Source organism: Streptomyces sp. NPDC005925 (assembly GCF_040638805.1).
GTDB lineage: Bacteria > Actinomycetota > Actinomycetes > Streptomycetales > Streptomycetaceae > Streptomyces.
In genome coordinates this window covers 125997-139422 of record NZ_JBEXVL010000004.1, presented here as the reverse complement: position 1 = coordinate 139422, position 13426 = coordinate 125997, and the positions used below count along the sequence as shown (strand labels likewise).

Annotated in this window: 11 protein-coding genes; 6 read left to right on the top strand and 5 right to left on the bottom strand. The window is 73.9% G+C overall.

The features are described 5' to 3' along the window. Positions 1–20: 20 nt before the first annotated feature. Positions 21–446, bottom strand: a complete 426-nt coding sequence (locus tag ABZ354_RS07535) for a VOC family protein (RefSeq protein ID WP_358653977.1) — start codon at positions 444–446, stop codon at positions 21–23. A gap of 296 nt (positions 447–742) precedes the next feature. On the opposite strand from ABZ354_RS07535, the gene ABZ354_RS07530 reads away from it, so the two are divergent. Continuing rightward, the gene (locus tag ABZ354_RS07530) at positions 743–3694 is read left to right on the top strand and encodes a BTAD domain-containing putative transcriptional regulator (RefSeq protein ID WP_358653975.1); all 2952 of its coding nucleotides are present in this window, start codon (positions 743–745) and stop codon (positions 3692–3694) included. Between the two features lie 328 nt (positions 3695–4022). Then, positions 4023–4190, top strand: coding sequence for a hypothetical protein (locus tag ABZ354_RS07525; RefSeq protein WP_358653973.1), 168 nt, complete (start codon positions 4023–4025; stop codon positions 4188–4190). 89 nt (positions 4191–4279) lie between these two features. Here ABZ354_RS07525 and ABZ354_RS07520 read toward each other — a convergent pair whose 3' ends face one another. The 3 genes from ABZ354_RS07520 to ABZ354_RS07510 form a co-directional block, all read right to left on the bottom strand. Further along, on the bottom strand, positions 4280–4798 hold the full coding sequence (locus tag ABZ354_RS07520; protein WP_358653971.1) for a hypothetical protein: 519 nt from the start codon (positions 4796–4798) through the stop codon (positions 4280–4282). A 158-nt stretch (positions 4799–4956) separates the two neighbouring features. Beyond that, positions 4957–7311, bottom strand: a complete 2355-nt coding sequence (locus ABZ354_RS07515; protein ID WP_358653969.1) for a PQQ-binding-like beta-propeller repeat protein — start codon at positions 7309–7311, stop codon at positions 4957–4959. A gap of 470 nt (positions 7312–7781) precedes the next feature. Continuing rightward, the gene (locus ABZ354_RS07510) at positions 7782–8531 is read right to left on the bottom strand and encodes a VOC family protein (protein ID WP_358653967.1); all 750 of its coding nucleotides are present in this window, start codon (positions 8529–8531) and stop codon (positions 7782–7784) included. Between the two features lie 135 nt (positions 8532–8666). On the opposite strand from ABZ354_RS07510, the gene ABZ354_RS07505 reads away from it, so the two are divergent. The 4 genes from ABZ354_RS07505 (at position 8667) to ABZ354_RS07490 (ending at position 12053) form a co-directional block, all read left to right on the top strand. Further along, positions 8667–9293, top strand: coding sequence for a TetR family transcriptional regulator (locus ABZ354_RS07505; RefSeq protein ID WP_358654333.1), 627 nt, complete (start codon positions 8667–8669; stop codon positions 9291–9293). Positions 9294–9447: 154 nt separating this feature from the next. Beyond that, complete coding sequence (locus ABZ354_RS07500; RefSeq protein ID WP_358653965.1) at positions 9448–10116, top strand: pyridoxal 5'-phosphate synthase; 669 nt, start codon at positions 9448–9450, stop codon at positions 10114–10116. A gap of 219 nt (positions 10117–10335) precedes the next feature. Further along, positions 10336–10716 (top strand): hypothetical protein, encoded by a 381-nt coding sequence (locus ABZ354_RS07495; RefSeq protein WP_358653963.1) that lies wholly within the window; start codon positions 10336–10338, stop codon positions 10714–10716. Positions 10717–10844: 128 nt separating this feature from the next. Next, entirely contained in the window at positions 10845–12053 is a 1209-nt protein-coding gene (locus ABZ354_RS07490; protein ID WP_358653961.1) for an NAD(P)/FAD-dependent oxidoreductase, read from the top strand. Positions 12054–12067: 14 nt separating this feature from the next. On the opposite strand, the gene ABZ354_RS07485 is transcribed toward ABZ354_RS07490, so the two are convergent. Beyond that, positions 12068–13387: an MFS transporter gene (locus ABZ354_RS07485; RefSeq protein WP_358653959.1), complete on the bottom strand. Its 1320-nt coding sequence runs from the start codon at positions 13385–13387 to the stop codon at positions 12068–12070. Positions 13388–13426 lie beyond the last annotated feature (39 nt).

The following is a 13426-nucleotide window of genomic DNA, read 5'->3' as shown; positions in this document are numbered from 1 at the left end:
ACGGCCCGGGCGACCGGCCGTCAGGGCCTGGCGTACGGCCGGGTCATGATCTCCATGTTGTGGCCGCTCGGGTCGTCGAAGTAGGCGCCCCGGCCGCCGAAGAGCCGGTTGATCCGCCCCGGTTCGGTGTGGGAGGGGTCGGCGTAGTACGTCACGCCGAGGGCGTCGAGCCGGGCGGTCATCGCGTCGAACTCCCCGTCGGGGACGAGGAAGGCGTAGTGCTGGCCCTGAATGGGCTCGTCGCGTTTCTCGTAGTAGTCGAGGGTGACGCCGTTGCCGAGGTCGAGCGGCAGGAACGGCCCGAAGGCCGCGCCGACCCGGAGCCCGAGGACGGCGGCGAGGAACTCGGCGGACAACTGCCGGTCGCGGGCGTACACGGCGGTGTGGTTCAGCTGAACCGGGATGGGCCGTGGGGGCTGATGAGACTGCTGTGCGTGCTGCTGCATGGGTGGGCGGTGTTTCCTTTCCTGCGTCAGGTCGCCCGTCGGGGGTCGGCGGAGGCGGGAAAGGAGGGTGGCGCTCTGGCGCGCCCCTGGCTCACGCCGGGGCCGGGAGTCCCGTTCGTGTGTGGCCCATGGCCGACCCGGCAGTCACGCCGCCGACCCTACCGCGTCTGCGGAGAGACTGTGAGGGCCTTGTGTCACCGGCCACCACAGCCTGTGATCGGTGGCTCGCGAAGCTGACGGGGTCGGCAGGAACAAGGCAAACTGACATCGTTGCTTCAGGGCCTAGGGGGACGGCGATGGTTGTACCGCGAGTGCCGGAGCAGAGGCGGACCGGCTCGGAGGGGCCGGGGGCGCTGCGTTTCGGAGTGCTCGGCCCGGTCCGCGCCTGGCGTGGCGGCAAGTCGCTGAACACCGGTTCTCCACAGCAACGCGCCCTGCTGGCCGCGCTGTTGCTGCGTGAGGGCCGCACGGCGACCGCCGCGGAACTGATCGACGCCCTGTGGGGCGAGGAACCGCCGTTGCAGGCGCTGGCCGCGGTCAGGACGTACGCGTCGCGGCTGCGCAAGGTACTGGGCGCCGGGCTGTTGGTCAGCGAGTCCGGCGGGTACGCGGTGCGGGGCCTCGGGGAGCGGACGCTGGACCTGGCGGCGGCGCAGGACCTGGCGGCCGAGGCGGAGAAGGCGCGGGGCGCCGGGGACCTGGGCCACGCCCGTGAATTGCTGGGGCGGGCGCTGGCCCTGTGGGACGGGGAGACCCTGGCGGGCGTGCCGGGCCCGTACGCGGAGGCGCAGCGCGTACGCCTGGAGGAGTGGCGGCTGCAACTGCGCGAAAGCCGCCTGGACATGGACCTGGAGCAGGGCTGCCACGCCGAGGCCGTGTCGGAGCTGACGGCCCTGACGGCCGCCCACCCGCTGAGCGAGCGCCTGCGCGAGCTGCTGATGCTGGCGCTGTACCGCAGCGGCCGGCAGGCCGAGGCCCTCGCCGTGTACGCGGACACGCGCCGTCTGCTGGCGGACGAGCTCGGCGTGGACCCGCGCCCGGGGCTCCAGGAGCTTCAGCAGCGCATCCTGCGGGCCGACCCCGGCCTGGCCGAGCCGCCCGCCCCGGTGGCGGAAGCGGCGGCAGCACCGGTCCGGCCCGCGCAACTGCCCGCCACGATCCCGGACTTCACGGGCCGTACGGCCCTGGTGGCGGAGCTGGGCGACGTCCTGGCGTCGGCGGAGGGCCGCGTCATGGCGGTGTCGGCCCTCGCCGGTATCGGCGGCGTCGGCAAGACGACCCTGGCGGTGCACGTCGCCCACCAGGCCCGCACGGCGTTCCCCGACGGCCAGCTGTACGTCGACCTGCAGGGCGCGGGCTCCCGTTCGGCCGAGCCGGAGACGGTCCTCGGGTCCTTCCTGCGCGCCCTGGGCACGGCCGACTCGGCCATCCCGGACTCCCTGGAGGAACGTGCCGCCTTGTACCGCTCGGTCCTCGACGGCCGCCGTGTCCTGGTCCTGCTGGACAACGCCCACGACGCGGCGCAGGTGCGGCCCCTGCTGCCCGGCACGGCGGGCTGCGCCGCGCTCGTGACGTCCCGGGTCCGCATGGTGGGCCTCGCGGGCGCGCACCTGGTCGACCTGGACGTGATGTCGCCGGAGGAGGCGCTGGCGCTGTTCACGAAGATCGTGGGCGAGGAGCGGGTGGCCTCGGAGCGGGAGGCCGCCCTGGACGTGGTGGCGGCCTGCGGGTTCCTGCCGCTCGCCATCCGGATCGCGGCGTCCCGTCTGGCGGCCCGCCGCACCTGGACGGTGTCGGTGCTGGCCGCCAAGCTCGCCGACGAGCGCCGCCGGCTGGACGAGCTCCAGGCGGGCGACCTGGCCGTGAAGGCCACCTTCGAACTCGGCTACGGCCAGCTGGAGCCGCTCCAGGCCCGCGCGTTCCGGCTGCTCGGCCTGGCCGACGGGCCCGACATCTCGGTGGCGGCGGCAGCGGCGGCCCTGGATCTGCCGGCCGAGGACACCGAGGACCTCCTGGAGTCGCTGGTCGACACGTCCCTGCTGGAGTCGGCGGCGCCCGGCCGCTACCGCTTCCACGATCTGGTCCGGCTCTACGCGCGTGCGTGCGCGGAACGCGACGAGGAACCGCCGAGCGAGCGGCGCGCGGCCATGTCGCGGCTGCTGGACTTCTACCTGGCGACGGCCGCGGGCGTCTACGCGATCGAGCGGCCCGGGGAGCGCGTCCTGGCCCACTTCGCGGCCACCCGCCTGCCCGGACTGGTCTTCCCCGACCGGGACCGCGCGCTGGAGTGGCTGTTCAGCGAGTCGGAGTGCCTGCTGGCCTGTGCGCGGCAGGGGGCGGCGGCCGGCATGCAGCGCAAGGCCGCCGACCTGCTCATGGCGGCGGTGGACCTGGGTGAGTCGGGCGCGAACTCGCTGCAGTTCACGCAGGCCGCCGCGGCCGTCAGCGAGGCCGCCCGGGCCGTCGGGGACGACTGGGCCGAGGGCCGGGCCCGCACGATGCTCACCCACGTCCACAGCGTGTCCGGGCGCTTCGCCGACGCCGAGGAGGAGGGCAGCAGGGCCCTCGGTCTCGGTCTGGTCTCCGCCGACCCGGTCGCCTGCGGCCAGGCGCCCAACCAGCGCGGCATCATCGCCCTGTACGAGGGGCGGCACGGCGACGCCGAGGCGCACTTCGGGCAGGCCCTGGAGGCGTTCCGCGCCGACGACAACCAGCCGGGGGCCGCCGCGGTCCTGTGCAACCTGTCCCGCGTACACCTGGCGACCGGCCGCACGGACAGCGCCGTGGAGCTCGCCCGGACCGGCGTGGAGATCTACGAGCGGGACGCCACCGGGCAGGCCCTGCGGCTGGCGAACGGCAAGTACGCCCTCGGCATGGCATTGACCAGCGCCGGCCGCACCGCGGAGGCCCGGGTGGCCCTGCTCGACGCGCTGGAGATCTTCCACAACAGCAGGCAGTTGCTGTGGCACGGGATGACGCTGTTCCGGCTGGCCGAGCTGCATCTGACGGACCAGCAGCCCGCCGCGGCGGCCTCGCACGCCGAGCAGGCGCTGGTGCTGCTCCGCGGCATCGGCGGGGACTGGCGGCGGGCCAACGTCCTCACGGTGCTCGGCCGGGCGCTGAGCGCCATAGGGCACACCGACCGGGCGCACGTCTGCTGGCAGGACGCGCTGTCGATGTTCGAGGCGCTGAGTTCTCCGGAGGCGGCCGGGGTACGCGCGCTGCTGAACCCGGCGGCGGTGGCCTGACCCGGCGTCCGGACCGGTGGTCAGACCGGTGAGCAGACCGGTGAGCAGACCGGTAATCGGGAGGACGTGCCGGTCCGCGTCCGGACCCGCGTCCCCGCCCCGCCCGGACCCGCGTCCCCGCCCCGTGCGGACCGCGTCCGCGCGTTCATCATTCGTTTATCGCCGGGCGGCATGCTTATCCCTACCGAACCGCCGCGTCGGGGGGCAGGCGGCTCGGTGAGGGCCCCACCGTTATGGTGGCCGGCCTCACGGATCCGTCCGGCGGCCCTCGGGGGAGTCGCCGGACGGATGCGTACGGATCGTCACAGACTTCAGGGAGTTGACCGTCATGGCCGACAACGAGCTCAAGCCGACCGACGCGCACGCGACGGACGAGGAGATCACCACCCTCGACGCCCACGCCACGAGCGAGGAACTCAAGCCGACCGACGCCCACGCGACGGACGAGGAGATCACCACGCTCGACGCCCACGCGACGATCGAGCGCCCCAACTGAGCCACTCTCACGGGGGGACCGGCCGCGGCAGTCTCAGGGGGACTGCCGCGGCCGACGTCTGTCCGGAGCCGGCGGGAACGGGGCTCCTGCTACACCACCGTCTTCGTGGCGTCCGTGATCTCGCAGGTACCGCCGTCCGTGGCACCCGGGCTGCTCGGGACGAACGGCGCCGCCACGTCCTGGGTGCGCTCCCCCTGTGCCGGGACGTACACGATCGAGTCGGTCGTCGTCTCCAGGGTCGTACCGCCGGCGTCCTTGAAGACGACCGTGAAGTCGTACGTGTACGCCGTCGGCCCGGCGGAGTTGGACGCGGTGACCGTGGCGACCAGGCCGCGGGACTCGTCGTAGCCGCAGTCGTCGATGCTCAGGTCGCTCGTGGCCGAGGAGGACGAGCCGGAGCTCGTGTCGCCGGTGGAGCCCGAGTCGACGTCGGGGACGTCCACGTCGACGTCGTAGTCGTCATCGTCGTAGTCGTGGTGCGAGCCGCCCGAGGTCGAGCTGCTGTGGTGCGAGCTGCCGCACCCGCCGCCGCTGGAGTGGCGGGCCCCGGTCAGGGCGACGACGACGCCGACCGCGATGACGGCTGTGCGGACATGACGAAGCTTCATGGTTCAACCCCCGTGTGGTGATGGCCTGGTGGAGCGGTACGGGGGGTTGCGCCCATGGCCTCCCCCGTCATGGCCGCATCACGCTAACAGGGGTTGACGAGGCACTCCGGCCGCGCGGCCGGGGGCGTGACAAACCCGTGAAGTAAGGTGCGGAACCCTCACGTGGTACGCGCCGTACCCGTCCCTTTCTCCGCGTCCAGGGCGTATACGCAGCGGTCCTTGCTGCACGCGTACACCACACCGTCGCGCACCACCGGGGAACCGGTGATCTCTCCGCCGGTGGCGAGCTTCCAGCGCAGCCGGCCGTCGTCGGCCTTCAGGGTGTACAGCAGGTGGTCGGTGGAGCCGAAGTGGATACGGCCCTCGGCGACCGCGGGCGCGCCCACGATGTCGCCGCCCGCCTGGAAGCGCCACTTCGGGGTGCCCGTGACGGCGTCGAGCGTGTAGAGGCCCTTGCCGCTGCCCACGTGGACGTGGCCCGCGGCCACCAGCACCGGTTCCACCGAGGCACGGGCCTCCGTGGCGATGCGCCAGCGGTCCCGGCCGTCGGTGGCGTCCAGGGCGTACACGGTGCCGAGATAGTCCGCGAGGTAGAGGCCGCCGCCGGTCACCGCGGGGCCCGGCACGAAGGCGGGCGGGCACAGGAACACGGCCGGGGCCTCGAAGTGCCAGCGGACGTGACCGCCGGCGACGTCCAGCGCCAGGACCCTCGTACCCGCGCAGACGTACACGTAGCCGTCCGGGGCATGGGTGAGGCGGACCGGCACGCCGCCGCAGGACGCGGCGTCGCCGATCGGGTACGACCAGCGTTCGTCACCGGTACGGGCGTCCAGGGCGCGCAGCCGGGCGTCCTGCCAGACGTACACCGTGCCCTCGTGGACGGCCGGTCCCGCCTCCGGGGACTCGAAGTCGGTCTGGGCGCCACCGAGCTCCCAGAGTTTCTGGCCGCCGGTCGCCTCCCAGGCCTGGACGCCGCCGCCGCGGGTGCCGGTGACGACGGTGCCGCGGTCGGCCTTGAGCGAGTACACCCAGGCGTCGGTCTGCAGGCGCCACAGGTCGGTGCCCTCGCGGGCGTCCAGGGCGAAGAGGGTCGGCCCGTCCGAGGCGTGCACGCGACCGTCGGCGACCGCCATGGACCAGGCGACGTCCCGCGTCTTGAAGCGGCGGCGGCCGGTGGCCACGTCGAGGGCGTGCACCTCGAAGGAGGTGACGTAGACGAGGTCGTCGGCGACGGACGGGGTGCCCCACACGTCGTTCGACATCCGGAACCGCCACGGGCGCCAGCCGCCGGGATGGTCCGCGCCGGTCGCCGGGGACGGGGGCGCGGCGGTGGCGGCCGGGTCGGCGCCGTGGACGCCGTGCTGGGCCTTCGACCAGGACGCGGCGAGCGCGAACTCCGGCGGCGGCGGCTTCACGGCGGCGACGCGGACGTCGGCGACGCGCGGACCGGGCCCGATGGGCACCGGCGCGCCGGCCAGCCGGACCGGCCCGGTGTCGGGCGCGCCGACGGGCACGGGCGGCCGGGCCGGTACGACGGGGTCGTGCGAGGGCGGCGGCGGTACGTGCGGGCGGCCCCCCGTGCTGCGGCCGGGGCCCTGGTTCGCCTTGGACGGCGGGCGGCCGTTGCGGCGGGCCTCGATGAGGCTGACCGCGACCTCGGGCAGCCAGGCCGACGCCGTACCGCTGTCGTCGGAGCCGGAGCCGAACAGGTGCGGGGCGAGCTGGGCCTGGAGGTCGGCGGGGCTGGGGCGCGCCGAGGCCTCCATCTGCATGCACGAGTCGATGAGCGGACGCAGCTCGGCGGGCAGGCCTTCCAGGTCCGGGCCCTCCCTGAGCAGCATGAACACCGTCTCGACCGGGTTGGCGCCGTGGAAGGGGGCGTGGCCGGTCGCGGCGAAGACGAGGGTGGAGCCCAGCGAGAACACGTCGCTCGCGCCGGTGACGCTGCGGGAGTCCTTGGCCTGCTCCGGGGACATGTAGGCGGGCGTGCCGACGGCGACGTTCGTCATGGTCAGGCGGGTGTTGGAGACGCCGGACGCGATACCGAAGTCGATCACGCGGGGGCCGTCCTCGACGACCAGGACGTTCGACGGCTTGAGGTCGCGGTGCACCAGGCCCGCGCCGTGGATGGACTGCAGCGCCTCCGCGACACCGGCCGCGAGCCAGCGCACCGCCTGGGCGGGGAGGGGCCCGCACTGATTCACTATCTCCTCGAGGGAGGGCGCGGGAACGTACGCGGTGGCCAGCCACGGCACGGCGGCGCGCGGGTCGGCGTCGACGACGGCCGCGGTGTAGAAACCGGAGACCGCCCGCGCGGCCTCGACCTCACGCGTGAAGCGGACGCGGAACAGCTGGTCCTCGGCGAGTTCCGTCCGGACCGTCTTGATCGCCACGCGCCGGCCGGACGCCGAGCGTGCGAGATAGACCAGTCCCATTCCGCCGGCCCCGAGCCGTCCCAGCACCTCGAACGGCCCGATCCGCCGCGGGTCGTGCTGCGTCAGCTGCTCCACCACTTGCCTGCCACCTCCCCGTACGAGCCGCGCCACCGCCATATGAACGCCATATGTCGCGGCCCGGTGCAGCGTCTCACCACCGCACCGCCGTGGCGGCACGCACCCCGATTCTTCCTGGCCGGAGCCCTGCTGGCGAACCCGGGGGCGGATCGGGGTGTCCTGGGACAAAACCACACGGCGGACCCGGAGGGAAGCCCGCGCCCGGGTGCCGCGACACCCGGACGGCGCCCGGAGGGCACCCTGCGAGCACCGTGCGAGCACCCGTGCGACGCCCGGGGACGCGCCCGGGGACGCCGGTCGGGCGTCCCCGGGACATTCCCGGGGACGCCCCGCGGGGACCTCGCGGTTCTTTTCTCAGATGTCGGACATGCCTTCGGGCACCACCCCGGTCCGGTGGGCCGGAGCCGGCGCCGACCGCCCCAGGTCGCCCCAGTACACCTGATATGCCCGATGCATCCGGTACACCCGACTCAGCGTGACAGGCCGGGCAGAGGTGACACGCGCTGCAGGAGGGCGAACGAGGCACCCTGGTCGTCACTGACGACCGCGACGGTCCCGTACGACGTGCGGAACGGCGCGGCCTGCACCCGGCCGCCGAGCCGTCGTACGCCGACGAGGGCCTCGTCGCAGTCCTCGACGCCGAAGTGGACGAGGAAGTGCGGCGGCATCTCGGCGGGGAAGACACCGGTGACGGGCGCGCGGCCGAAGTCGGGCTCGGCGTCCGGCCCGAACAGCGCCTCGCGGAACAGGACGCCGTAGAAGGCGTTGGCCGCCCCGGTGTCCCGGGTGTAGAGCTGCGCCCAGGTGAAGGTGCCCGGCTCGTACCGCACCCCGAAGCCCTCGTGGCCGTGGGGCTCCCACAGCCCGAAGACGGCACCCTCGGCGTCGGTGACCAGGGCGTACGCCCCCTCCCCCGGGACCTGCGTCGGCGCGGTCACGAGCTGCCCGCCCGCCGCGTGGACGCGTCGCACCAGGGCCGCCGCGTCCGGTGTCGCGAAGTAGACCGTCCAGACGGTGGGCATCCGGCCGTCCGTCTTGGGGACGAGCGCGGCCACGGGTTCGCCCTCCCGCAGGGCCCGCACGGAGGAGCCGTGTCCCGCACGGAAGGTCCACCCGAAGAGCCCGCCGTAGAACCGCTTGCCCGCCTCGACGTCGGGGAGCTGGACGTCGGCCCAGCAGGGGACGCCCTCCCCGAACTCGAATGCCCTGTTTTCGGCCATGCCGCCAACGTAACGGCCGCTCACGCAACGCGCAGACCAGGTACACCCGCCGCCGGACTCTCGCGCACCCCATTTGCAGTCGGCCGAATAGCGCTCACTTCCCCCCTCGGTAAGCTGACCGGCATGACAGGACAAGTGCGTACCGTCGACGGCCGCGTGGCCGGCCGGCGTGGGCAGGCGACCCGGCAGAAGCTGCTCGACTGCCTCAGCGAGATGCTCAGCTCCTCCCCGTACCGCGACGTCAAAGTCATCGATGTCGCCCGCAAGGCCGGTACGTCGCCCGCGACCTTCTACCAGTACTTCCCGGATGTCGAAGGTGCCGTCCTGGAGCTCGCCGAGCACATGGCCGCCGAGAGCGCCGACTTGGCGGAGCTGGTCGCGGGCCGTTCCTGGGTCGGCAAGGCCGGCTGGCAGACCGCTCAGGATCTTGTCGACGGCTTCCTCGACTTCTGGCGCAGAAACGATGCGCTTCTGCGCGTTGTCGATCTCGGGGCGGCCGAGGGCGACAAGCGTTTCAACAAACTCCGCACGAAGATCCTCAACTCGGTGAACAGCTCCCTGACGGAGGCCGTGACCGAGTTGCAGTCCAGGGGCAAGGTCGACAAGGAGGTGAGTCCGGCGGCGATCGCCGGTTCGCTGGTCGCGATGCTCGCGGCCGTGGCCTCGCACCAGAAGGGCGTGGGCGTGAAGCAGGCGGAACTGAGGCCGAATCTCGCGCTGTTGGTGTATTTGGGGGTCACGGGGAAGAGACCGGTCAAGTAGCCGCCCCGGTGAGCGCGGCACGTCCCGTACGGGTTGCCCGACGTCTCAGACGCCCCAAGTCCTGTCAGCCAGGCGGTGGTCCATGCGCATGGATCACCGCCTGTCGCGCGTCCGGGGCGGCGTGCGGCACGGCGGGGCGCACGACAATCGGGGGATGGGAATGGATCTTCACGAACTGCTGAGGTCGCTGCGAGTGTGGGACCCCGAGGTCACCGAACTGCCGGCCTTCGACCCGGACACCGCGCCCGACGAGCCGCTGCCGCTGTTCACACGGTGGTTCGCGGCAGCGGTGGCGGCCGGGCAGCCGGAGCCGCACACCATGTCGCTGGCGACGTCGGACGGTGAGGGCCTGCCGGACGTACGGACCGTGATGCTGCACGGCGCGGACGCCGACGGCTGGGCCTTCGCGACGCACGCGACGAGCCGCAAGGGACGGCAGCTCGCGGCACGCCCGTACGCGGCGCTCTCCTTCTACTGGCCCGTCCTGGGCAGACAGGTACGCCTGCGCGGCCCGGTCGGCATCGCCTCCCCCGAGGAATCCCGGGCGGACCTGCGCGCCCGCTCCACGGGAGCCCTGGCCGCGGCCCTGACCGGCCGCCAGAGCGAGGTGCTGGAGTCGGTGGAAGCGCTGGAGGAGGCGTCCCGGGCGGCGTGGGACCGGGCCGGCCGCGAGCCTGCCACGCCGGCGCCGACGTGGACGCTGTACCGGCTGGTGCCGGACGAGGTGGAGTTCTTCCAGGGGGAAGCCGGCCGGCGTCACGTACGGGTGCAGTACCGGCGGGGCGCGAACGGGAGGTGGGACCGGCGGCTGCTGTGGCCCTGAGGGTCGCACCGGGGCCGGCCCGCCGACGGCGGCGGGGCACGTCCGGGCCGGTCATCCGGGCCTCCCGCGGCGAGAACGCCGTACAGGCGCCGAGCCGGGCCGCACGATGGCACTTCCGCACCTGCCGGCCGTCACGGACTGCTACCGTTCCCTCACACACAATGACCCCGGCGGGTGCTGGAACACCCCCGGGGCGTGGCCGACTGACCAGGAGCCGACATGCGCAACCCTATCGCGCGAGCCCTCGCGGCATGCCTGCGCAGCTTCCTCGCCGTCGTCCTGCCCGCACGGGGCAGGCACCGGCTCGCGCCGGGCTGGCGCAAGGCCACGCCGACCGTTCCCGCAGCACCGGCGCCCCCCGCGGCCCCGCTGCCCCGCAGCCCGTACGCGGCGTACAACGCCGAGCCGGAATCCCTGACGGGGGAGCAGGTCCGTCTGATCCGCCCGTACCTCACGGCCCATGAGCGAGCCGTACAGGCACGCGTGAAGCGGGCCGCCCACGAACGGATCACCCGTGAGCACCGGCTCGCCGCCGCCCTGACCACGCCGGGCGTGGACATCGGACCCGACGCGACCCACGGCGGCCGGATCCCCGCGTAACGGCCCCCGCCCCCGCCCACGCCCACGCCGTGCGCCGGAGGCCGGGCCACGCGGAGATCCGGCGCGTGCCCTCTCCCACGCCCGGGGTCCTCGCACAACCGTTCCCCCGCGTGGTGGATACTCCCGCCATGGCCGACTCCACCACGTCCTCGCACCCCGCGCCGCAGCCACCGGCGGACCCCGCGCGCCCCGTCTACGTCATCGGCGCCGGCCCCGGCGGCCTGGCCGTGGCGTACGCCCTGCGCGCCCGGGGCATCCGCGCCGTCGTCCTGGAGAAGTCGGACCGCGTCGGGTCGTCCTGGCGGGGCCACTACGACCGGCTGCACCTGCACACCACGCGCCGCCTGTCGGGCCTGCCCGGCCTGCCGATCCCGCGCCGGTTCGGGCGTTGGGTGTCCCGGGACGACGTGGTGCGCTACCTGGAGAAGTACGCCGAACACCACCGCCTGGAGATCGTCACCGGCGTCGAGGTGTCCCGTGTGGAGCGCACGCCCGACGGCACCGGCTGGCTGCTGCGCGCCTCCGGCGGCCGGGAGCTGACCGGTGCGGCGGTCGTCGTGGCGACCGGCCACAACCACACCCCGCGCGTCCCGTCCTGGCCGGGACGTGACACGTTCACGGGCGAGTTCCTGCACGCGCGCGAATACCGCGACGCGAAGCCGTACGCGGGGCGGGACGTACTGGTCGTCGGCGCGGGCAACACCGGCACCGAGATAGCCGTGGACCTCGCGGAGGGCGGGGCGGCGCGCGTGCGCGTGGCCGTCCGTACCGTGCCGCACATCGTGCGGCGCTCGACGGCGGGCTGGGCCGCGCAGTACACCGGCGTGCTGGTCCGGCGCCTGCCGACGGCGCTGGTCGACAGGCTGGCCCGGCCGATGGCCCGCCTCGGCGTGCCCGACCTGGCGGAGCACGGCCTGCCCCGCCCGGACACCGGCCTGTACTCCCGCGTCCGGGAGGGCGCGATCCCGGTCCAGGACGTCGGCTTCATCGACGCCGTACGCACCGGCACGGTGGAGGTCGTGGCGTCCGTCGAGCGGTTCGAGGACGGCGAGGTGGTCCTCGCCGACGGCAGCCGCGTCACACCGGACGCGCTGATCGCGGCGACCGGGTACGCCCGCGGCCTGGAGAGCCTCGTCGGCCATCTCGGCGTACTGGACGACCGGGGAAGACCCGTCGTCCGGGGCCCCCGCACCCCGGACGGGGCACCCGGCCTGTACTTCACCGGGTACACCAACCCCATCAGCGGCATGCTCCGCGAACTGGCCCGCGACGCGGTGCGGATCGCCGCGGCCGTCGCGAAGCACGGCACCGGCCGGGTGTCCCGCCTGCCGGGCTGAGCGGCCCCGGCCTCTCAGGCGAGCACCGGCGTCGGCGCCGGCGCCGTGCGGCGCCGGATCACCAGGACCATCAGCGCCGCCGCCGCGCACAGCGCGCCCGCCGCGTACCAGACGACGTCGTACGAGCCGAAGGCGTCGCGGGCCGCGCCGCCGAGGAAGGCGACGAGGGCGGCGCCCAACTGGTGGGAGGCGATCACCCAGCCGAACACGATCGCGCTCTCCTCGCCGTAGTGCTCCCGGCACAGCGCCAGTGTGGGCGGGACGGTGGCGACCCAGTCGAGGCCGTAGAACACGATGAAGAAGATCATCGGCGGGCGGACGCTCGGCGCCAGCAGGATCGGCAGGAAGAGGAGGGAGACGCCGCGCAGGGCGTAGTAGACGGCGAGCAGGCGGCGCGGTTCGAAGCGGTCGGTGAGCCAGCCGGAGGCGACGGTGCCCACGACGTCGAACACCCCGACCACGGCGAGCAGGGAGGCGGCGGCCGTGATGGGCATGCCGTGGTCGTGGGCGGCGGGCACCAGGTGGATCTGGATCAGGCCGTTGGTGGACGCGCCGCAGATCGCGAAGGACCCCGCCAGCAGCCAGAACGGCCCGGTGCGCGCGGCGGAGAACAGCACGGTGACCGCGCGGCGGGCGGCCCCGGGCACGGGCGGGGGCTTCGGTACGAACTCCGTCGCCCCGTACGGCTTCAGGCCCACGTCGGCCGGGTGGTCCCGCATGAGGAGCAGGACGAACGGCACGACCGCGAGGGCGGCGAGCGCGACGGTCACGGCGGCGGGGCGCCACGCGTACCGGTCGACGATCCAGGACAGCAGCGGCAGGAAGATCAGCTGTCCGGACGCGGAGGCGGCGGTGAGGATGCCGGTGACCAGGCCGCGCCGCGTGGTGAACCAGCGGTTCGTCACCGTCGCCGCGAAGGCCAGCGCCATCGAACCGGAGCCGAGGCCGACCAGCAGCCCCCAGCACAGCATGAGTTGCCAGGCCGCGGTCATCCACACCGTCAGGCCCGAGCCGAGGGCGATCACGGTGAGGGCGACGGCGACCACACGCCGGATGCCGAAGCGGTCCATCAGCGCCGCCGCGAAGGGCGCGGTCAGGCCGTACAGGGCGAGGTTGACGGAGACCGCCGCGCCGATCGTGCCGCGCGACCAGCCGAACTCCTCGTGGAGCGGGTCGAAGAGCAGCCCCGGCACGGAGCGGAACGCGGCGGCGCCGATGATCGTCACGAAGGCGACGGCGGCGACGAACCAGGCACGGTGGACGCGGGGGCGCCCGCGACGGCCCACGTCCTCGGCGGCGGTGGCGGCAGCGGTGGCAGCGGTTGTCTGAGGCACGGCACCAAGCCTGCGGTCCCGGACCCGCACGGGCGAGTG